This window comes from Micromonospora sp. WMMD735 (assembly GCF_049178995.1).
GTDB lineage: Bacteria > Actinomycetota > Actinomycetes > Mycobacteriales > Micromonosporaceae > Micromonospora > Micromonospora wenchangensis.
The window spans coordinates 682,911-705,091 of sequence record NZ_JBMHMJ010000002.1 but is presented as its reverse complement, the minus strand read 5'-3'; the positions used below and the strand labels follow the sequence as shown (position 1 = coordinate 705,091).

The 22,181-nt window shown below is 71.9% G+C and carries 12 protein-coding genes; all 12 read right to left on the bottom strand.

The genetic code is table 11. The features are described from left to right. Positions 1-5: 5 nt before the first annotated feature. The 12 genes from ACN268_RS03150 to ACN268_RS03095 all read right to left on the bottom strand — a co-directional run bounded on the left by ACN268_RS03150 (position 6) and on the right by ACN268_RS03095 (position 22,121). The gene (locus ACN268_RS03150) at positions 6-9,698 is read right to left on the bottom strand and encodes an amino acid adenylation domain-containing protein (RefSeq protein WP_421481634.1); all 9,693 of its coding nucleotides are present in this window, start codon (positions 9,696-9,698) and stop codon (positions 6-8) included. Further along, positions 9,695-10,855, bottom strand: a complete 1,161-nt coding sequence (locus ACN268_RS03145) for an aromatic ring-hydroxylating oxygenase subunit alpha (RefSeq protein ID WP_421481633.1) — start codon at positions 10,853-10,855, stop codon at positions 9,695-9,697. Before ACN268_RS03145 ends, ACN268_RS03150 begins: the two co-directional genes overlap by 4 nt. A gap of 104 nt (positions 10,856-10,959) precedes the next feature. Continuing rightward, positions 10,960-12,195, bottom strand: coding sequence for an NAD(P)/FAD-dependent oxidoreductase (locus tag ACN268_RS03140; protein ID WP_088647641.1), 1,236 nt, complete (start codon positions 12,193-12,195; stop codon positions 10,960-10,962). Positions 12,196-13,276: 1,081 nt separating this feature from the next. Continuing rightward, positions 13,277-14,038, bottom strand: a complete 762-nt coding sequence (locus tag ACN268_RS03135) for an SDR family NAD(P)-dependent oxidoreductase (protein WP_421481632.1) — start codon at positions 14,036-14,038, stop codon at positions 13,277-13,279. 81 nt (positions 14,039-14,119) lie between these two features. Then, on the bottom strand, positions 14,120-14,782 hold the full coding sequence (gene npdG / locus ACN268_RS03130; protein ID WP_421481631.1) for an NADPH-dependent F420 reductase: 663 nt from the start codon (positions 14,780-14,782) through the stop codon (positions 14,120-14,122). Positions 14,783-15,058: 276 nt separating this feature from the next. Beyond that, positions 15,059-15,394 (bottom strand): VOC family protein, encoded by a 336-nt coding sequence (locus ACN268_RS03125; RefSeq protein ID WP_421481630.1) that lies wholly within the window; start codon positions 15,392-15,394, stop codon positions 15,059-15,061. Then, positions 15,391-16,374 (bottom strand): LLM class flavin-dependent oxidoreductase, encoded by a 984-nt coding sequence (locus ACN268_RS03120; RefSeq protein WP_421481629.1) that lies wholly within the window; start codon positions 16,372-16,374, stop codon positions 15,391-15,393. Before ACN268_RS03120 ends, ACN268_RS03125 begins: the two co-directional genes overlap by 4 nt. A gap of 8 nt (positions 16,375-16,382) precedes the next feature. Continuing rightward, positions 16,383-17,354 carry an enoyl-CoA hydratase/isomerase family protein gene (locus ACN268_RS03115; RefSeq protein ID WP_204961056.1) on the bottom strand — a complete coding sequence of 324 codons (972 nt, stop codon included), beginning with the start codon at positions 17,352-17,354 and terminating at the stop codon, positions 16,383-16,385. A gap of 15 nt (positions 17,355-17,369) precedes the next feature. Further along, positions 17,370-18,365, bottom strand: a complete 996-nt coding sequence (locus ACN268_RS03110; RefSeq protein WP_421481628.1) for an LLM class flavin-dependent oxidoreductase — start codon at positions 18,363-18,365, stop codon at positions 17,370-17,372. After that, on the bottom strand, positions 18,362-20,011 hold the full coding sequence (locus tag ACN268_RS03105; RefSeq protein WP_421481627.1) for a class I adenylate-forming enzyme family protein: 1,650 nt from the start codon (positions 20,009-20,011) through the stop codon (positions 18,362-18,364). The genes ACN268_RS03110 and ACN268_RS03105 overlap by 4 nt, the downstream gene beginning before the upstream one ends. Next, complete coding sequence (locus ACN268_RS03100; protein ID WP_421481626.1) at positions 20,008-21,033, bottom strand: LLM class flavin-dependent oxidoreductase; 1,026 nt, start codon at positions 21,031-21,033, stop codon at positions 20,008-20,010. Before ACN268_RS03100 ends, ACN268_RS03105 begins: the two co-directional genes overlap by 4 nt. Beyond that, a complete protein-coding gene (locus ACN268_RS03095; protein WP_421481625.1) occupies positions 21,030-22,121 on the bottom strand; it encodes an LLM class flavin-dependent oxidoreductase in 1,092 nt (363 codons plus the stop codon). The genes ACN268_RS03100 and ACN268_RS03095 overlap by 4 nt, the downstream gene beginning before the upstream one ends. Positions 22,122-22,181: the final 60 nt, after the last annotated feature.

Genomic DNA, 22,181 nt, shown 5'->3' with positions numbered 1-22,181 from the left:
CTCGCTCAGTGCTCGTAGTGACGGTCGAACAACGGGTGGCCGACTGCCCCACCACCTGCTGCGGGTACGGAAGCCTCCGGCTCCGGTCGACGTCGCGCGGCGGAACCGGGGAACCGGGGCGCGCTCAACTCCCGGCGCTCGAAGGGGTAGGTGGGGATGGTGGTGGTGCGGTGTCCCTTCCCGTGATGCACCCCGGCCCAGTCGAGGTCGCCGTGGCCCTGGTTGTAGAACGACGTGACAGCCGTGTGAAGCTGCGCCTGGTCGTCGTGGTCCCGGCGTAGCGTCGGCAACCACGTCAGGTCGGTGTCGGTGAGCGTCGCCCGCGCCAACCCGGTCAACACCGGATGCGCACCGACCTCCCAGAACACCCGACCGCCGGCCGCATAGACCGCCTCGACCGCCTGAGCGAACCGCACCGGTCGGCGAATCCCCGAACCCCACAACCCGCCGTCGGCCACCGACCGGGCGTCATGCCAACCACCCGTCACCGTCGACGCGAAACCGACCTGCGGCGCCGACACCACCGCCCGCCCGAACGCCTCAGCGAACGGGTCCACCGCCCCCGCCATCGCCGCCGAATGAAACGCATGACTCACCGTCAACCGCTGCGTCCGCAACCCCGACCCGACACCGAACGCCTCCACCGCCCCGACCGGACCAGAAATCGTCACACTGCGCGGAGCATTCAACGCCGCGATCTCCACCCCCGGGAACGACGGCAACACCGCCTCCACCGACCCCGCATCGGCGAACACCACCGCCATCGCCCCATCCGCAGGTTGCGCCTGCATCAACCCACCCCGCACCACCGCCAACCGCAACACCTCAGGCAACCCGAAAACCCCCGCCGCCCACGCGGCCGTCAACTCCCCCACACTGTGACCCACCACCAACCCCGGCCGAACACCCCACGACTCCAACAACCGCACCAACCCCACCTGCACCGACACGATCCCCACCTGCGCAAACCGCGTCTGCACCAACTCACCACCCCGCTCCCCGAACACCACCTCCCGCAACGGCACATCCGAACACGACGCCACCACCTCGACGCACTCATCGAACGCATCCCGGAACACCGGCTCCGCCGCATACAACCCCGCACCCATCCCCGGATACTGCGAACCCTGACCCGAAAACAGAAACACCGACACCGGAGGCTCATTCGACAACCGGGCCACCGGCCGATCCCCACCCGCCACCGCACCCAACCCAGCGGCCAACTCCGACCCGTCAACACCCTGCACCGCCACCCGGAACCGATGCGACGCACGACCCACATTCGCCGTGAAACCCACATCACCCAACACCGACGAATCCACACCCGACAACAACCGCGCATACCCGTCCGCCAACCGACGCACCCCCTCCTCACTCGCCGCAGAAACCTTCACCACAAACGACCCCTGCGGCAGGGCTTCCCGAACGGCCGGAAGCGGCGCCTCCTCCACGATCACATGGGCGTTCACCCCACCCATCCCGAACGCCGACACCGCCGCCCGACGGGGCGCGCCCGCGACGCGGGGCCACGGCACCGGCTTGTCCGCCACGAAGAACGGCGTGTCCTCGAACCGGATATGGTCATTCGGCCGCACCACATGCAACGTCGCCGGCACCACCCCGTGCTCCAACGACAACAACACCTTCACCAACCCCGCCAAACCCGCCGCCGGCTCCAAATGACCAATATTCGACTTGAGTGAACCGATCGCACAGAACTGCGTCCGCGACGTAAACCCCCGCCACGCCCGCGTCAAACCCTCCACCTCGATCGGATCACCCAACGACGTCCCCGTCCCATGCGCCTCCACCATCCCGATCCCATCGGGACCAACACCCGCATCCCGCAACGCCGCCACAATCACCTCCCGCTGCGCGGCACTACTCGGCACCGTCAACCCACTCGTCCGACCACCGTGATTCACCGCCGAACCCCGAATCACCCCCCGCACCCGATCCCCGTCCCGCACCGCATCGGCCAACGGCTTCACCACCACCGTCACCACACCCTCACCCGGCACGAACCCATCCGCCCCCGCATCGAACGCCCGCGACGCACCCGTCGCGGAGAACGAGCGCAGGCGGGAGCCGAGCTGGAAGTACTGCGGGGACATGGCCAGGTGGACTCCGGCGACGATGGCCTGGTCGCACTCGCCGTTACGGATGCTGCGTACCGCGGTGTGCAGAGCCACCAACGACGACGAACACAACGTGTCGATCGTCATGCTCGGCCCCGACAGATCCAGGAAATAACTCACCCGGTTCGCCAGGATCGCGTTGTGGTTGCCCAGCCCGGCGGCGGTCTGCACCACGTCCCCGACGACCATGTCCCGGTAGTGCTGGTAGCTCGCGCCGACGAACACGCCTGTCGACCGGCCGGCCGTACGACCCGACAGGCCGGCGTCCTCCAGCGCGCGCCAGGCCGACTGGATGAGGTGGCGCTGCTGCGGGTCGATCCACTGGGCCTCGGCCGGTGAGATCCGGAAGAACGGCGCGTCGAAGTCGGTCAGGTCGTCGACGAAGCCTGCCCGGCGCAGGTAGACGGTGCCGGGCTCCGCCGCGTCGGAGTAGTAGTCGTCGATGTCCCAGCGGGACTTCGGGACCTCGCGGAGGCAGTCCTCGCCCCTGGTGAGCACCTCCCACAGCTCGTCGAGGTTGCTGGCGTTGGGGAAGACGCCGTCGATGCCGACGATGGCGATGTCGTGCCGGTCCGGAGCCGTCGAGGTCGCCACCGCGACCGGTGTCACCGCAGCCGGACCCACCGGGTCCTGAGCCGGGGCGAGCTGAGCCGGGGCGGGAGCCGGAGCCGCCGGAGCCGCCGTCGTGGGCAGGTCGACCGGGGGTAGGTCGGCCGTCGGCGCGACCGGCACCTCGGCGGGAGAACCGTCGCCCGGGACGGGTGGCACCGCGCCGGGCGTCGACGCGGCACCGGGTACGGCGGTGACGCCGTACGAGTCGCGCAGTTCCCGGGCGAGGTTCTCCACCGTCCCCACCTCGAACAGCAGGGTGACCGGGATGTCCACGCCGAGCCGGGTGCGGATGTCCTGGGCGAGCGAGACGGCCAGCATCGAGTCGAGTCCCTGGGCCTCCAACGGGCGGTCCAGTTCGAGGGTCTCGACGTCGGTCTCCAGGCCCTCGGCGATCCACCGGGCCAGCGTCCGGCCGAGGTCGCCGGCACCGCCGGCACCGTTGACGGGCAGGGGGACCGCGGTGCCGTTGACGGGCAGGGGGGCCGCTGCGGCGGTGCCGGGTCCGGACGCGGCCGGGACCCGACCGTTGCCGCCGGCACCGTGGACCGGGGCGGACCCGGGCGGGGTGCCACGGTGCCCGGGGACGCCGGTCGGGGCGGTGCCGTCGAACCGGGCCCGGTCGTGCGCACCCGCCCCGGCGGGCGGGGTGGGCGGCGGGGCCGGGGAGATCCGACGCCAGGTGACGCCCCGGGCGGTGAGCACCGGCCGGTCGCCGTCGAGTATCACCAGACTGGCGGTGAGCAGCCCGGCGTCGGGCGCACTGCCCCGGTCCCGGCGGGCGTGCACGCGTACCTCGCCGGTGAGCGGGCCCCACACGGTCAGCCGGGAGACGGTGAACGGCACGTAGAGGCCCTGTGCCCCGCAGGCGGCGAGGGCCACCTGGAAGGCGCCGTCGAGCAGCCGGGCGTCCACCGGGCCGGCGTCGGTTCCGGCGTCGACCCGCAGGGTGCCGGTCGCCACACCGTCCGCCGTGGACAGTTGGCGTACGCAGCGGAAGCTCGGACCGTACCGCAGGCCGTTGCGGTCGAAGTCGCGGTACATGCCGTCGGGGTCGACCGGGGTGAGCCCGACGGTGGCAGCCGGTGGGGTGGGCGTCGGATCGACCGGTTCGGGGTCGGCCACCTCCAGGTCGCAGACGACGGCGGTGGTGCCGTCGCGGAAGGTGACCCGGGTGCCGTGCCGCTCGGCGGTCAGCGTCGCCGGCGGCCGTACGGTGGCCCGGAAGGTGAGGTCCCGCAGGGTGAAGGCGTCCCGGCCGAGCAGCTCGGCGACCTTGCCGGGGTAGCCGGCGCCGGGCAGCGTCGGGTCGCCCAGCACCACGTGTTCCCGGGCCTCCGGGTGTTCGGTCCACGTCCCGGGTGGCGTGGTCGCCGGGGCACCGGCCACCGGGAGCCGCGCCGGCGTCGACGCGGGCGCCAACCACAGGTGCTTCTCCTCGTGCGGGGCGGTGGGGAAGCGCACCGGGGCGCGTTCCTCGGCCACCAGGCCGTCGCCGGCCACGAAGCGGCGGGCCGCCGTGTCGAGGGCGTCCCGTCCGGGCGCGTCGCCCAGCGGGGGCAGGGTCCGCCCCGACGGGGTGGGGACGACCCCGGTGTAGAGGTTCCGGGTGCCCTCGGCGCGGGCGAGGAACAGCATCAGCTTGTCGTCGAGCTGTTCGACGGTGTCCACCACGCAGGCGAGCCGGTACGTCGCCGCCGGCCGCTGCCGGCTGGCCACGCAGATCCAGGCCAGCGGCGGGCAGTACGGCGACCGGAGCAGGTGCACGAGCCGCTCGGCGAGGGTACGCAGCCCTTCCTCGGAGCCCGCCGAGAGGGTGAGCAGGCCGGTGCCGGTCCGGGCGGGCACCCGGGTCGGCGACGGGGCCGCCGCGAGGACGGCGTGCGCGTTGACCCCGCCGAAGCCGAAGCTGCTGACCCCGGCGACCCGGGGCCCGACCCACGGGACGAGCCGGTCCGGGACGAACAGCGGCGAGTTCTCGAAGCGGAACGCCCGGTTCGGGAAGGTGAGGTGGGCCGAGGGCGGAATCCGGTCCGCCTGGAGCGCGAGGATCGTCTTGATCAGGCCGGCGATCCCGGCGGCCGGTTCGAGGTGACCGATGTTCGTCTTCACCGAGCCGACCGCCACCGTGCCGGGTCGCGCCGCGCCCAGGGCCGCCTGCAACGCCTCCAACTCGATCAGGTCACCGAGCTGCGTGCCGGTGCCGTGCGCCTCGATGTAGCCGACCCCGTCCGCCTCGACGCCGGCCCGCCGCATGGCGCTGCGGATCACCGCCTGCTGGGCGGTGCTACTCGGCGCGGTCAGGAATCCGGCGGCACCGGTGTGGTTCACCGCGGACCCACGGACCACCGCGAGGACCGGGTCGCCGTCGCGTTCGGCGTCGGCGAGCCGCTTGAGGACGACGACCCCGCAGCCCTCGCCGCGGACGTACCCGTCGGCGTCGTCGTCGAAGGCGCGGCACACGCCGGTCGGGGAGAGCATGCCGTTGCGGAGGAAGGACCGGGTCTTGGTGGGGGTCAGCACCAGGTTGGCCGCGCCGACGACGGCCGCGTCCACCTCCCCGGCGCGCAGGTGCATGGCCGCCTGGTGCAGGGCGACCAGCGAGGACGAGCAGGCCGTGTCGACGGCGAAGCTCGGCCCCGACCAGTTGAAGGCGTGCGAGAGCCGGTTGGCGACCATCGACACCGCCGTGCCGGTGGCCACGTGCGGGTCGCCGGCCCCGATGCTGCCCGCCACCAGTTCGGGGAAGTCGCTGGCGATGGTGCCGACGAAGACACCGGTGGCGGTGCCGAGGGAGGCGGCGGTGTGGCCGCAGCTCTCCAGGGCCTCGTCGGTGACGCTGAGCAGCAGCCGCTGCAACGGATCCAGCCGTCGGGCCTCGCGGTCGGTGAGCTGGAACCGGGCGGCGTCGAAGTGTTCGACCCGGTCGATCCAGCCGGTCGGCACCTCGTCGGTGGCGGACCAGAGGTGACCCCAGCCCCGGTGTCCGGTCGGCGCGTCGCCGACACTGGACATCCCCTCGGCGAGGTTGGCCCAGAACTCGTCGGGGGTGGCCGCGCCGGGGAACCGGCAGGCCAACCCGATGACGGCGAGCGGCTCCTCGACGGTGTCGGGTGCCGGGGTCCCGGAGGCGTTCGCCGGGGCGTGCCGGCGGGACGGGTCCTTTCGTACGGTGCCGGGTGCGGCCGGGTCGCCGGTGGTGGCCTGCGGTCCGCGGGTCGTACCGGCCGGGGCGGGGTGCGCCGGGTCCGGTGCGGCGTCGCCGGTACGGTCGACGGCCGTGTCGGTGGTGGCTGCACGGGCGGCGACGACCGCCTCGGCGGCAGCGACGACGGCCTGCTCGGGGGTCGCCCCGGTGGTGTCGGGGCGGGAGCGTGCGGGCGTGCCGGCCGCGGGCTGGAGCAGTTCGGCGAGCCGTTCGGGGGTGCCGGTGGCGAAGATGGCCGGTGGGCTCACCGCGACGCCGAACTCCTCGGTGAGCGCCAGCGCCGCGCGGGTGACGTTGGCCGAGTCCCCACCGAGGTCGAAGAAGTTGTCGGTGACCAGGAACTCGTCGTGACCGAGCACGGCGGCGAACACCCGCGCGATGCGCTGCTCCGGCGCGACGGTCGGCTCCGGGACGACGGCGGGCTCGGACGCGACGGTCCGCTCCGGCGCGGTCGGCTCCGGCCCGACGGCCGGTTCGGGGGTGGCTGCGGTGACGGCCGGGGGCGCGGCGGGCGCGACGGAGGGGACGCCGGTGCGGATGATGGTGTGCCGGTCCGGCTGGGGCAGCCGGTTGCGGGCGATCTTGCCGTTGTCGGTCAACGGCATCGCGTCGAGCCGCACGTAGGCGTCCGGCACCATGTACTCGGGCAGCCGCCCGCCGACGAAGGCGTCCAGCTCCGCCTTGACCAGGGTCCGCTCGCCGACGAGGTACGCGGTCAGCCGCGGTTCGCCCCGGCCCTCGAAGGCGACGGCGATGACGGCGGCGGCGGTGACGCCGGGGTACTCCGCCAGGACGCGTTCGATCTCGGCCGGTTCGATCCGGTTGCCCCGCACCTTGACCTGCGAGTCGGCCCGGCCCAGCCACTCGATCGCGCCGTCGGCGTGCCGCCGGACGGTGTCCCCGGTGCGGTAGAGCCGCTGACCGGTGACCGGGTGGGTGAGGAACACCTCGGCGGTCCGGTCCGGACGGTTGACGTAGCCCCGGGCCAGGCCGACACCGGACAGGTACAGCTCGCCGGTGTCGGCGGGCTCCAGGTCGGTGTCGAGCACGTGCAGGGCGAGGTTGGGCAGCGGTTCGCCCAGCGGCAGGAACGCGCCGACCGACTCGACCCGGTGGGCCGACGCCCAGATCGTCGCCTCGGTGGGGCCGTAGAGGTTCCACAGGGCGCGGGCGGTGCCGTGCAGTTGCTGGGCGGTCGCCGGCACTAGGGCCTCGCCGCCGGACAGGACGGTGAGCCGGGACGTCGGCGTCCAGCCGGTCTCCAGCAGCAGCCGCCACATGCTCGGGGTGGCCTGGGCGACGGTGACCTCGCCGATCAGGTCGGCGAGCCGGTGCGGGTCGCGGGCCACCGCCCGGGACGCCAGAGTCACGGTCGCGCCGACGGTCAGCGGCAGCAGCAGTTCCAGCAGGGAGATGTCGAAGGCGACGGTGGTGTGCGCGAGCACGGTGTCGGTCCCGGTGACGTCGAGCCGTTCCCCGATGCCGGTCAGGAAGTTCGCCAGGGCCGCGTGCCCGATCTCCACCCCCTTCGGCTCCCCGGTCGACCCGCTGGTGAACAGCACGTAGGCGAGGTCCGCGCCGGTGACGGTGGGCGGCACGGCCAGCGCGGAGCCGTCCGGGCCGGGGATCGGCAGCACCGGCCCGACCGCCTCGCCGCACGCGAGGCTGTGTTCGTCGGCGAGGATCAGGTCGCACTCGGCGACCTGCGCGTAGCGGCGCAGCCGTTCCACCGGGTAGTTCGGGTCGAGCGGCAGGAACGCCGCCCCGACCCGGAGGATGCCGAGCATGGCCGGGACCAGGTCGGGGCCGCGCTCGGTCAGCAGGCCGACGACGGACCCGGCGCCGAGCCCCTGGTCGTACAGGTGGGCGGCGATGGCGTCGGCCCAGGCGTCCAGGGTGGCGTAGTCGATCCGGCGGGACCCGCTGCGGATCGCGACGGCGTCCGGTCGGGCGGCCACGGTCGCCGCGACCAGGTCCAGCACGGTGGGTACGGGGACGACGGGCTCCGGCGCGTGCTCCGGGTACGTCGCGACGTCGGGCGGGGCGGCGGCGAGCGGATCGGCGGTCGGGGCTGGCGCGGACCCGTCGGTCGGCGCGGGTCCGGCCGTCGTCGGCGCGTCGTCGTCGGCGGGGACCGGTGCCGGGGCGGGGGCGGGCATCGGCGCGGCGGTGCCGAGGAGCATGGCCCCGAGGGCGAGGTCCTCGACCCGCTCGGCGAACTCCAGCGCCTCGTCGGCGGACATGGCGGTTTCCCGGACGAAGACCGTGGGCGGGCCGTCGTGCAGGCAGAGCAGGGCGATCTCGGTGTCCGGCTCGGTGGCCGCCTCGTCGTCGGGGTGCCGCTGGAGGACGGCGATCCGGGTGAAGGTCGGCCCGTCGGAGCCGACCGGGCGGAACGCCAGGCCGAGGCGTACCTCCAGGTCGGTGGCGTACCCGTGGCGGGCGGTCGCCTCGTCGAGCCGGGCGGCCAGCTCGTCGGCGGCGGCGGCGTCGAAACGGACCGGGACGCGGGCGACGGCGAGCCCGTGGGTCGCCTCGGCCAGTGCCGGTGCGGCCGAGGCCGACCAGGCGAAGTCGAAGCTCGGCGCCTCCATCCGTTCGGCGAGGACGGCGAGGAAGGCGCGGATGACGGTGACCGTCTCGGCCCACGACCGGGGCAGGTACGCCAGCTCGTACCGGCCGTAGTGCGCGGACGCGGCGGAGAAGTCCTGGGCGGGCAGCGGAGCGGGCCGCAGGTCGGTCAGCCGGGCCTTCCACCAGGACTCGTGCCGGCGCAGTGGTCCCTGTGCCTCGGCGATCGCCGCCAACCGCCCGGGGGGCGCGGCCGGCAGCGGCCGGCCCGGTGCGATGCCCAGCCGTTGGGCCACGGCCCGGCCGCTGAGCGCGCTGCCGTCGGTGGCCGTGAAGTCACTCAGCAGCAGGTCGCCGTCGGGGGTGGAGAGGGTGATCGCGGAGTCGGTCACGGCCGTCGCGACGGTCACCGACGGCGGGTCCTCGCGGGGGATGCGCCGGATCTGCCTGGTGAACACCGCGCCCTGGGCGGTGACCAGGGCCGGCACCCCGAGCGGGTTGGGGAACGTGCCGTAGTCGAGGGCCTTGGCGATGCGTTCGGCCTCGACGGCGGAGGTGCCGGCGTGGATGAGCCCGCCGCCGGCGATCCGGTCGCGCTGGTGGTAGAAGCGGCGCTCACGGTCGGCGGTGTCGACCGGTTCGGGCAGTGCGCGCCGCAGCAGGTGCGGGACGAGGTCGGCGAAGAGCGCGATGCCCACCTCGGCGGTCTCGTAGGTCAGGGACAGCGCGGTGGAGTGGGTGCGCACCGGGAACCACCGCTCCAGCAGCACGGGGCCGGCGTCGACCGTCTCGGTCATCCGGTGCCAGGTCGCGGCGTGCCGGGCCGCCCCCTCGTAGAGCGCCCAGGCGGCGACGTTGCTGCCGGAGTAGCGGGGCAGTGGACCGTCGTGGAAGTTGATCGCGGCGACCCGCGGCAGCGCCAGCACCGGGCCGGGCAGGATCCGGAAGTTGACGATGCTGAACAGGTAGTCGACCCCGGTGGCGGTGAGCGCGGCGGCGAGGTCGGCGTGCGGGTCGAGCACCGGGACGTCGTGCGCGTCCGCCCAGGCGGTGGCGACCGGTTCGTCGGTGAAGACGCCCTCGATCCGTACCCCGGCCGCGACGAGCTGGTCGGCACAGCGGGCCAGGACCCGGGTGCCGCCGATGAGGAAGCAGTTGACCACGGCCGTCATCCCTCGGTGTCGACGGAGTCGGCCGTCTCACGCGCCACCCAGGCGTCGATCTGGGAGACGACCTCCTCGTCCAGGGAGAGCTGGCCGGGTGACCAGAGCGGGTTGGACAGGCCGCGGTGGGTCCGCTCGCACATCTCCCAGTCCTCGTAGTTGGCCTTGTCCCAGAGCGCGAAGACGGCCTCGTGCGAGAAGTCGCTGCGGGCCGTCTCGGAGGGGTGGAACAGCCAGAAGTGCCGTACGTAGCAGGTGCTCGGGCTCTCCGGCCAGACCCACTGCATCATCACGTAGTCGGCGGTGAAGCCGAAGAGCAGGTTCGGCAGGATGGTGATCCAGTTGATCTTCTTGAGGTCGGCGTCCGGGACCAGCGGCATGGGTGCCCGGTCGCTACGTCCGGTCATCGACACCGAGTTGTACTTGTCCCGGATGACCTGCCACGCCCCGACGATGTCGCCCTTGAGCTCGTAGGTGCCCGCGTCGTCGAAGTCGGTGATCCGGTGCAGGTCCTTGTGCGCCGTCGGGAAGTGCAGGCTCTCGTTGACGTTGTGCGCCACCAGCTTCCAGTTGGACGCGACCGGGTAGTCCTTGGCCTGCACGCACTTGAGGTCGGCCAGCTCGTAGACCCGGGCGAACTCGCCGAACTCGCCGAGGGAGGCGTCGAGGTCGGGGGCGTCGTCGGAGAAGGTGATGAAGACGACCCCGAACCGGATCTCGGTACGCACCGGCAGCAGGCCGTTCTTCTCCTTGTCGAAGAAGTGGTCGAAGTACGTGCCGTTGAAGCTCTTGAGCTTGCCGTTGCGGTCGTAGACCCAGCAGTGGTAGATGCAGACGATGCTCTGCCGCTTGCCGGCGGCCTCCTCCACCAGCCGGTACCCCCGGTGGCGGCAGTAGTTGTGGTACGCCTGGATGCCGTCGTCGCCGTTGATGATCAGGATGGAGCCGGTGCCGATGGTCAGGGTCGCGTAGGAGCCCTTCTCGGTGAACCGGGAGACGTGGTCCACCGGCAGCCAGCGGCGGCGGTAGATCCGTTCCAGCTCCCGCTGGTGCTGCTCCTCGCCGGTGTAGAACGCGTGGGACCGGCCACGGCCGCCGGTGTCGTAGTACGGCCGTTGGTCGTCCTGTTGGCCGATGAGATCGAACATGCTGGACGCGCGCGTCATCTGCCTGCCTCCTCCGGGGGGGTCAAGTGCCACGAACGGACGGCGGAGGACGGGGGGACGTCCTCCACCGTCGTGCCGCGCTGTCCCGCGCGGCCTCACGCCGATCAGGACGGTTCGTAGATCCGCTTGTGCTGGGGTACGCCGGCGTCGTCGTAGATCCGGTCCAGGTTGTCGGGGGCGAACAGCTCGTGCCCCTCGACCCCGCCGGCGATCATGCCGAGCATCTTGGTGGTCCACTCCCGGCTGGTGCTGATCGCGCCGAGCACCGCCTCCAGGTACGGGTCGAGGGTCAGCTCGGCCATCGCCGTGGTGTAGTCGTAGACCGGCGCGCTCTCCTCGTCGCGCACCTTGACGTAGTCGGCGAGGGCGTCGTCCATGGTCCGCTCGCCGGAGAGCGCCTCGTGGATGCGGTCGGCGAGCAGTTCGCCGTGCAGGAAGGCGTCGGTCATGCCCCACCCGGTGATGGGGTCCTTGTGGTAGCCGGCGTCGCCCACCAGCGCCCAGCCGGGGCCGTGCGAGCGGCGGTAGTAGTTGTCCGGGTAGCGCATCGGCCGCAGCGGTTCCTCGCGCCGGCCCTGCTCGCGCAGCTGCGCGCCCATCTCCGGCTCGACGTCGTCGAAGACGGCCAGGAAACGCGCCTCGGGGTCCTGCCGGAACTCCTTGAGCTGCCGGCGGGTGCAGATGACGGCGACCATGTTGACGTCGCCGTTGGTCGGCCAGGTGCCGAACCACTGCTCGTGGAAGCCGGTCTTGTGGTGCAGGCCCCAGTCCAGGCCGCTGTAGTAGGAGTAGTAGGTGAACCCGGCGGCGGGCCGCACGTTGTACAGCTCCGCGCCGACCTTCCGGGCCACCGTCGAGTGGAAGCCGTCGGCGCCGACCACCACCGTGGACCGGAACTCCTGCTCCGGCCCGTCGCCCTCGCGGCCCCGGATGCCGACCACCCGACCGTCGGAGAAGACCAGGTCGGAGACGGTGAACTGCTCCAGGACCTCGACGCCGGCCCGGCGGGCCGCGTTGACCAGGATCTCGTCGAGCACGACCCGACGCGGGCAGTAGACGGCGTCGATCCCGTCGATCGGGTCGGCGAACCCGATCAGCGGGATGCCGTGGTTGGCGTAGTTCATCGTCCGGATGGCCGGCGTCTTCGCGTCGATCACCTCGTCGAGCAGTCCCCACGCCTGGAGGCGGGACAGCCCGGCCTGGTGGATGTAGTGGGTCGACACCGCGTCGCTCGGAAAGGAGGAGCGGTCGACCATCAGAACCCGGTGGCCCTGCCGGGCCAATAGCATTGCCACGGGCGAACCCGCGCAGCGTGCACCGACAACGATTACATCGAACATGGGCCTGCTCCGATCAGTCGTCAGCCCTGGAAAGCAACCGTCCAATGCGGATGTGGGATTGCCAAGAGAGTACGTTTCCGCGTTCCTCATGGTCAATACGCAGGTTCGCCGTGGGGTGGTGAATGAGAACGCTAACAAGAAGGAGTCCCTGCTTGTGGACCATGCTCGAATCGGCAAGATGTGACGTGGGTCACATGCATAAAACAGCCTGAATGAAAGCTGAGAATTGCACTGAGCTGGGATGATCACTTTCGGTTTACCAAATCACCCCGACCAATCACAGAATCGAGTCGGGGTGAACGGCCCGGCAACCACCCCCCGAAGCGGCACCATCCGGTGAAGCACCCCTGGGCGAATCGGCGGTGAGGCACCCCAGGGCGGGCCAAACCCCCAAGAGGGGCAACGATCTCCCGTTAACACGTACCGCAACATTTCGGTCACGATCGCCCTGAACAGGAGATACGTCGACAAGAATCGAGTTCTGTCGATTAACGTCCGGTCAACACCGCGATGGTGAAGAATCCTGACGATTGCCTCCGGCAATCTCTGGCCCACCATTTGGTTGCCTCGACGAATCGTTGCCCCGGGCGCTTTTCTTTGCGGCGGGCGGCGGAGGGCGGCCACCCGGGACGGCACCACCCGCCGCCATCCGGAAACGCCGACCTTTCCGTCGCGGGTAGTCGAGAGTTTCGGTACCCATAGAGACGGTGGCTACCGGGCCGCCGAATAACCATTCCGGCGGATCCGCAGGACGGTTTCGGGCACCGGAATCATGGAAACATCTGTCGGGCCAGAAATGACGACGCGTCGGGCACAATTCGGCACGGTCCGTGACTGCGATGCGCGGGAAAACGGTCACCCGGGCATGGCACCGGCCGACGCGGCCGGGTGACGACGTCTTTCCCGGCGTCGACGGATCACCGCTTTCGCGCGGACGTCACGTCGCGGTCGTCCACTCACCGGACCACCCCGGTGGTCGGCCACACCGGCCCCCCGGGCCGCCCGGCGGACCGGGTCGGTCGACGTTCCCGACCCGGCCGGCGTGCCGGCGTGCTCCGGGCCGCCGGGCCGTGCGGCCCGATCAGCGGGGTGCCATCCGCAGGGCACCGTCGAGGCGGATGACCTCGCCGTTGAGGTAGTCGTTACCGATCAGGGAGAGCACGAGGGCGGCGTACTCCCCCGGATCGCCGAGTCGGCCCGGGAACGGCACCCCGGCGGCGAGGCCGTCCCGGTACTCCGCCGACACGGTCTGCATCATCGGCGTCAGCATGATGCCGGGCGCGATCGTCATCACCCGGATACCGTGCGGGGCGAGGTCGCGGGCGGCCGGCAGGGTGAGCCCGACGACGCCGCCCTTGGACGACGCGTACGCCACCTGGCCGACCTGGCCCTCGTAGGCGGCGACCGACGCGGTGTTGACGATCACGCCCCGCTGGCCGTGCCCGTCCGGGGCGGTCTGTGCGATCCGTTCCGCGGCGAGCGTCAGCACGGTGAAGGTGCCGATCAGGTTGACCCGGACGACACGGGCGTACAGGTCGAGGTCGTGGACGCCGCGACGGCCGAGAATCCGCTGCGACGGGGCGATGCCGGCGCAGTTCACCACCGTCCGCAGGGGATGGTCCCCCACGGCGGCCCGGTCGACCGCCGTGCGGACCGCCGCCGGGTCGCACACGTCGACGTCGACGAGCCGCACCCCGGACGGGGGTTCGCCGGCCGCCGCGACGGCTGGCCCGAGGTCGAAGCCGTGCACGGTGGCGCCCGCCGCGGCCAGTGCGGCGGCGGTCGCCGCACCCAACCCGGACGCGGCGCCGGTGACGACGGCGGTGGTGTCGGCGAGATCCATGCGGGTGCTCCTCGTGCCGGGGGTGGGGTCACGCGTCTTCTGCCGGGGGGCGGGGTCAGACGTCCGCTGCCGGGGGCGTGGTCAGACGTCGGTGACGCGCAGGCCGGCGTGCGCCCGGTAGCGCCGGTTCACCGAGATCAGGTTGGCGGTGAACGCCTCGACCTGGTGGGCGTTGCGCAGCCGGCCGCCGTAGACGCCCCGTACGCCGGGGATGGCGGCGGCGAGTTCCCGGACCAGGTCGGTGGCCTCGCGGTCGTCGCCGAGCACCAGCACGTCGGTGTCCACCCGGTCGAGATCCGGATCCTCCAGGTGTACGGCCGAGACGTGATGGAACGCGGCGACGACCCGCGACCCGATGAGGATCGCGGCGGCCTGCTGGGCGGCGGAGCCCTCCGCGACGGGCAGGGCGTAGGCACCCTGCTTGTCGAAGCCCAGCGGGTTCACGCAGTCCACCACGATCTTCCCGGCCAATGCCGGGGCGAGCGTGGTGAGCAGCTCGGCGTGCCCGTCCCAGGGCACCGCGACCACCACGATGTCGGCCTGCCCGGCGGCGTCGGCGTTCGACCCGCCCCGCACCCGGCCGGGCAGCGCGGCGGCCGTCTGCGCGGCCCGCCCGGCGTCCCGCGACCCGAGTACGACGTCCAGCCCGGCCGCCCCGAACCGTCGGGCCAATCCCCGCCCCTGCGGCCCCGTCCCGCCGAGCACGCCGACGGTACGGCCCCGCAGCTCGTCACTCACACTCACGTAGGTCTCCTTCTCGTGCCCCACCGCCCGCCCCGTGCCGTCCCGACCTCCGTCCCGCCGGCCCTCCCGTCCCCTGCCCTCCCGCGCCCCTCCGCCCCGCCGTTGCGGTGATCAAGAGGTTTGCGTCAGTCGATCAAGAGGTTCGCGTCATCGTGGAGATCATTCCTGACGCTTTTCTCTTGATCACCGGAGTGGAGCGGGCGGAGCGGGGCGGGGCGGGGCGGGCGGGAGGGGTGAGGGGGTGGGAGGGGAAGGTGGCGGGTGGGGCGGGGTGGGTCAGGGGTGGGGTTGGTAGAGGGTCAGGGGGTTGCCGGTGGGGTCGGTGACCAGGGCCCGGCGTTCGTGCGGGCCGGTGATCGGGGTGGAGACGGTGACGCCCGCGGCGGCCAGGCGGGCGAGGCAGTCGTCGAGGTCGTCGACCTGGATGCTGAGCACGGTGCGGCCGGCGACGGGTTGCTGGCCGGCGTCGGCCAGGCCGAGGGTCACCGTGCCGTCGGTGACGGCGGCGTACCGGTCGCCGTCGCGGAAGCGCACCGTCAACCCGAGCGCGGTGTAGAAGGCGAGTTGGGCGTCCAGGTCGTCGGCGGGGACGATCACGTGACCGATCCTCATGGCCGGAACCTCGGCATCACCTCGCGGGCGAACCGCTCCACGATCTCCATCGACCGTTCGATCGGCAGGCCGAGCCACTGGGCGCGGAAGACGAAGTGGTTGTAGCCGGCGTCGGCGAAATCCTGGATCTTGGCGGTGATGTCGTCGGGCGAGCCGAAGAACAGCGCCTTCTCCTTGATCGCGTCCCACTGCGACTCGAAGAAGTCCATGCCGTACTGGACGTACTCGCCGTAGGAGCGTTTCACCTGCTCACCGGCGACGGCGAAGGCGGCCTCGGCGGAGTCGGCCACGCACAGGTCCCGGTGGATCGGGAAGACCGCGTCGGACTCGTCGAACCCGGCGGCCCGGCGCTGCTCGCGGTAGTCGGCCAGGTTGCCCACGGCCCAGTTGCGGCGCACGTTGGACGGGGCCAGCCAGGGCAGCCCCTGCCGGGCGATCCGGGCGATGCCGGTCGGGCCGTTGGCGCCCACCCAGACCGGCGGGTGCGGGCGCTGGACCGGCAGCACGCTGCACCGCACCCCGTCCAGGGTGAAGTGTTTACCCTCGTGGTGCACCGGCTCCCCGGTCCACAGCTGCTGCATCACCGAAAGCGCCTCGTTCATCCGGGACACCCGGGTACGCCGTTCGATGCCGAACGACGTGAACTCGACGTCGCGGTAGCCCGAGCCGATGCCCAGGACGAACCGGCCGCCGGACATCTGGTCGATGGTGGCGATCTCCTCCGCCCAGTGCACCGGGTGGCCCAGCGGCAGGATGAGGATGCCGGTGCCGAGCTGCATCGTCCCGGAGTGGTCGACGAGCCGGCTCAGCAGCGGCAGCGGCTGCGGGGTGCGCAGCGACGACAGGTAGTGGTGGATGCCGAAGACCGAGTCGTAGCCCAGGTCCCGGACGTGCTGGACGTACTCGACGGTCTCCCCGATGCGCCGGCCCAGGTCGTCGCCGGGGGCGTACTGGTGGTCGAGCAGGATGCCGAACCTCACGCCGTCGCCTACTCTTCCCGCGACCGGCTGTCGCTGAGCCGGAAGTACGGGGCGACCAGCCGGTCCCGGTCGGCGAGCGCCTGCCCGATGCCCTTCTCCCGGCGTTCCTTGAGGAAGTTCCAGTCGCCGTCGGCGAAGCTGACGTTGGTGGCCCAGCCGTGCCCGACCCAGCCGGTCATCGCCCCGAGGCCCTTGCCGCGCGCCTCCATCACCACCTGCATCATCGACTTGCCCATCATCAGCGAGTCCAGCGGCATCACCGCGATCGCGTCGGCGTAGTCGTCGACCCACTTCTGGAGTTCGTCGCGCGGGACGACCTTGGTGACCAGGCCCTTGCGTTCGCCCTCCTCCGCGCCGATCGCCCGCATGGTGAGCATGACGTCCTTCATCGTGGTCAGGCCGACCTTCTCGATCCAGTGGTACATGTCCTGCGGCGCGGGCCCCAGGTAGCGGAACGCCGGGTGGGTGAACCGGGCGTCCGGGGAGGCGATGACGATGTCGGCCGACAGCGCGATCTGGAAGTGCCCGCCGTAGCAGTAGCCCTGCACCTGGCAGATGGTCGCCTTGAGCGACTCGATGATCGGCCGGGTGAAGCCGGAGCTGAGCACGTTGCGGTCGGGCAGGATGCGCTGCCGCTGCGCCGGGCGACGCCGGGACGCCTTGTCGGTGCCGGTCTTGTAGCCGATGTAGTGACCGAGTTCGGCGGCGTCGGCACCGGTGCCGAAGTGCTCCCCCTCCCCCGTGAACACGATGACCTTGACCCGGTCGTCGGTCTCCGCCTCCTTCACCAGGTCACCGACCCGTTCGAAGGCGGCCACCGGGATGGCGTTGAGCCGCTCGGGACGGTCGAAGGTGATGGTGGCGACGGCCCGCTCCTCGTCCACGTGGTAGCGGACGTACTTCGCGAGGACCTCGGGGTCGACCTCCATGTTCTCGACGTCCCACTGGTTCTCCAGCAGTTCGGCTTCGGTCTTCTTCACGGCGGATTCCTTAGGTCAGGTGGTGGTACGGAAGGCAGGGATCACTTCGGTGGCGAACAGCCGCAGCGAGGCGCGCAACTTCTCGGTCGGCATGCCCAGCCAGCCGGGCCGGAAGATGAGATGGTCGAACCCCAGGTCCCGCAGGGCGGAGATCCGCTCGACGAGGAACTCGGGCGAGCCCAGCAGCAGCGTGTTGCGGACCAGCTCGTCGAACCGGTCCCGCTGCCAGCGCAGCGCCGGGTACTCGGCGTACGTCGAGTACTCGACCCGGGCGTGCGGCAGCGCCTCCGCGACGGCCTGTTCGGTGCTCGGCGCGCAGTACAGCTCCACGCCGACGGGCCGCTGCACCGTCGCCGGGTCGCGCCCGTACTCGGCCAGCGCCTCGTTGTAGACCGCCAGGTGTTCGGGCAGGAACCGGCGGCTCGGGGAGTTGCCCGGCGCGTACCAGGCATCGCCGAGCCGGGCGGCCCGACGGACGGCCTTCTTGCCGCCCGCGCCGATCCAGATCGGTGGCCCGCCCGGGGTCAGCGGCGGGATGCCGATGGTGGCGTCGACCTGCGGGTAGAACTCCCCGTCGTGGGTGACCGGCGCGCCGCTCCACAGCGCCCGGATCAGCCGCAGGCTCTCGTCGAAGCGGCGGAACCGGGTCTCCGGGTCGACGCCGAAGGCGGCGAACTCGTTCTCCCGGTAGCCCGCCCCGACGCCGAGGACCACCCGCCCGCCGGAGAGGTGGTCCAGGGTGGCGAACTCCTCGGCGACGTGCACCGGGTGGAACATCGGCAGCAGCAGGATGCCGGTGCCGAGCAGCATGTCCCCGGAGCGCGGGATGAGGCTCGCCAGCATCGAGATGGGCTGCGGGGTGGCCAGGTTGGACTGGAAGTGGTTGATCGTCCAGACCGAGTCGTAGCCCAGTTCGGCGGCGAGTTCGACGGTGCCGAACAGGTCGTCGAGGTGCCTGCGGAGGTCGTCACCGGGTGGGTACTGGTGCGACGCCATGATGCCGAACCTCATCGGCTTTCGCCTCCCTGCGACGGTGCCGCCGCGCGGCTGATCTTGCCGGCCTCCGGCAGGGGAGCCGCTGCGCGGCTGATCTTGCCGGCCTCCGGCAGGGGAGCCGCTGCGCGGCTGGTCTTGCCGGTGGCGCTGCGTTCCAGCGCGGGCACGAACTCGATCCGCCGGGGGGCCTTGAAGTGGGCCAGCCGCTCCCGGGCGTACGCGACGAGCCGCGCGGCCAGGTCGGTGTCGTCGACCGTGTCGTCGGCGGCCCGGACCACCAGCGCCACCGGGATCTCGCCCAGCCGGTCGTCCGGTCGGCCGAGCACCCGGACGTCGCGCACGAGCGGGTGCCCGCGCAGTTCGTCCTCGATCTCCTCGGGCCAGACCTGGAAACCGCCGCACTTGATCATGTCCCGCTTGCGGCCGACCAGGAAGAGCACCCCGTCGGGGTCGACGTAGCCCATGTCGCCGGTGTGCACCCAGCCGTCGCGGACCAGCTCGGCCGAGGCGGCGGCGTCGTCGACGTACCCCCGGGTCAGCGCGGAGCGGACCACCACCTCGCCCTGGGCGCCGGTCGGCAGCGCGGCCCCGGCGTCGTCGCGGATCTCCAGCTCGACGCCCGGGTAGACCCGGCCGGCAGAGCCGGGCTTCCACCGGCCGGCCTTCATGTCCCGGCCGGTCCAGCCGGCGATGTGCCCGGCCTCGGTCGAGCCGTAGTTGACCAGGATGGGCACCCGGTAGCGCTCCTCGAAGGCGCGCCGCACCGGCCAGGAGATCGCCTGCCCGGCCACCAGCACCGACCTGACCCCGTCGAACGGCAGGTCCCGTTCGGCGTGCACGATGTCGAAGACCATGGTGGGCAGCAGGAACAGGTTGTCGAACCCGAACCGGGGCATCAGGTCGGCGAGCCGGTCGACGCCGAAGCGTTCCCAGACCACCGCCGGGCGGCCCACGAAGTACGCGAACAGCAGCGCGTGCTGGCCGCCGCTGTGGAACAGCGGCAGCGCGATCAGGTTGGGGCGGGCGTCGCGGGCGGCGCTGCCCTCGGCCTCGGTGCCGGTGGTGACCCGGGCGAGGCGCATCAGCGACTCCCGCGTCCCGCCGTGGGTGACGCTGACCGCTTTGGGTCGTCCGGTGGTGCCGCCGGTGAACAGGATGCACGCCTCGGCCTGCGGCCCCACCTCGACGCCGGTGACCCGGGTCTCCCGCCGCCACGGCAGCTCGGGCACGCCGGTCAGCGGCGTCGTGATGGACCGGACCGGGACGGCGGCACCGTTCCCGTCGGGGTCAGACCGGGCGGCGAGGAAGGCGGCGACCACGTCGGGCCGGCGGTCGTCGACCAGCAGCAGCCGGGGCGCGGTCTTCGCCACCGACTCGGCCAGCTCGGCGGCGTTGTAGAGGCTGCTGACGGTGACCGGCACCGCGCCGATCTTCCAGGCCCCGAAGAGCAGGAAGACGATCTCGGGGCCGTTGGTCAGGTAGCAGGCGACCCGGTCGCCGGGGCCGACGCCCTCGGCGCGCAGCGCGGCGGCGACGCCCCCGGCGAGCAGGTCGATCTGGTCGAAGGTCCAGGACCTGCCGTCCTCGCCGTGCAGGCCGGGCAGGTCGCCCCGGTCGGCGCACCGGCGCTCCAGGACGCCGACCAGGTTGCCGCCGTTCACCGGGTCACCCCGGGCACGGTCGCGGCGATCCTCGGGGCGACGGTCGTGGCGACCCTGGGGATGACCTCCGCGCCGAAGCGGGCGAGCTGTTCCATCGCCTCGTCCTGGCTCGCGCCGACGAACTGGTGGCGCAGCGAGACCTCGGTGATACCCAGCTGGGTCTCCCAGCGGCGCAGCTTGGCCACGATCTCGTCGGCCGAGCCGACCAGGCAGTCCTCGGCCAGGTACCGGTCGAGGTCGAGGGACTGCGCGTCGTCCCAGGACTTGTAGCCGGCGTACTGGCGCTGCAGGTGCGGGCGGACGGCCGCGACCGCCGCCGGGTAGCTGTCGCCGAGGTACGCCTCACGGCTCATCGGGTACTCCCGGTCGAGGGGGAAGCCGCGCTCGGCGAGGTCGGCCCGGTAGATCCCGAGCAGCCGGGCCAGTTCGGCGTCGTTGCCCTTGGGGCCGATCAGCCAGGGGGCGTCGAGGCGGGCGGCACGGCGGACTGCGGGTTCGGCGAACGCGCCGATCCACAGCGGCGGGCCGCCGGGCTGGGCCGGGCGCAGCGCCAGCGACGCGCCGGGAACCTCACCCCAGCTGCCGGCGGCGTCGATCGTCTCGCCGTTCCACAGGGCGCGCAGGATCGGCACGTACTCCCGCAGCCGGCGCAGCCGGTCCTCCCAGGCGACGCCGAACGCGGCGGTCTCACGTTTGCGGTAGCCCGCGCCGATGCCGACGGTCAGCCGGCCGCCGCACAGCACGTCGAGGGAGGCCAGGTCCTCGGCGAGGGCGACCGGGTTCAGCAGCGGGGCGAGCAGCACGCCGAACCCGATCCGGACCCGGGAGGTGGCGTGGGCGAGGTAGCCGGCCAGCGGGACGGGTTGGACGAACGCCGACCGGGCCAGGTAGTGGTGGCCGAGGTAGACGGCGTGGAAGCCGGCCGCCTCGGCGGCGGCCGCCTGGGCCAGCACGCCGTCGATGCCCTCGGCGGCGGACGCCGACGGATCGAACTGGGCACTCAGGAAGCAGCTGATCTTCACCCGAGGACCGCCTCGGCGGTGGGCACCCGCTCGGCGGCGCGGTCCTGGGCCCGGAAGTGCGGGATGACCTTGTCGGCGAACTCCTCCATGGAGCGCAGCGCGGCGGCGCGGTCCAGCGACGGGATCCGCAGCCAGCCGATGTAGTGGTTGATGCCGAGCTGGTCGCGCAGCATCTCGATGGTCTCGATGACGCGCTCGGCCGGGCCGAAGTTCCCGCCGTGGGTCAGCGTCTGCTCCAGGGTGAGCAGCTCGATGTTCTTGGCGACCGCCGCGTAGTAGGCGCGCTCCTGGGCGATGGCGTCCTCCGAGCCGGGGATGACCTTGCCGACGGACTTGTAGTAGTTCATCGCCGCCGTCGCCGCCGTCCGCAGGCCCTCGTCGCCGTCGCCGCACCAGACCTGCTGCATGAACGGCAGGTCGTAGGTGGACAGGTCGAAGCCGTTGTCCCGCATGCTCTGCCGGTAGAGGTCGAAGTTCTTCTGCATGATGCCCAACGGCGTGAAGTTCGGTGAGGTGATGATCGACTCGCCGACCGCGCCGCGGTCCCGGAAGCTCTCCGGGGAGACCGTGCCCTGCAGGATGGGCGGCCCGCCGGGGGTGTACGGCCTCGGGTAGGTGGTGACGTTGTCGTAGTGGAAGATCTCGCCGTGGTAGGAGAAGTTCTCCTGCGACAGCGCGAGCCGCAGGATCTCCAGGGTCTCCTGGTAGCGCTGCTTGGACTCCGCCAGCGGTACGCCGAAGCCGGCGAACTCGGCGGGCTGGTAGCCCCGGCCGACGCCGATGGAGACCCGGCCGCCGCTGAGCACGTCGAGGGCGGCGATGTCCTCGGCCAGGCGCAGCGGGTGGTGCAGCGGGAGGACCAGGACGGCGGTGCCGATGGTGATCCGGCGGGTCCGCTCGGCGACGGCCATGCCGAAGTTCAGTGGGCTGCCGAGGATGCCGTACTTCGAGAAGTGGTGCTCGGCGAGCCAGACCGAGTCGAAGCCCAGCTCGTCGGCCAGCTGGATCTCCTCGAGGGTTTCCCGGAGCACCTGATGGTCCGATGCGCCGTCGGCCACCGGGAACAGGTTCATGATTCCGAACTTCACGGCCTTCTCCTCATTTATTCCGACCAGGCGGTATGTTAGTGCCCCGGGCTGGTGCCCGGC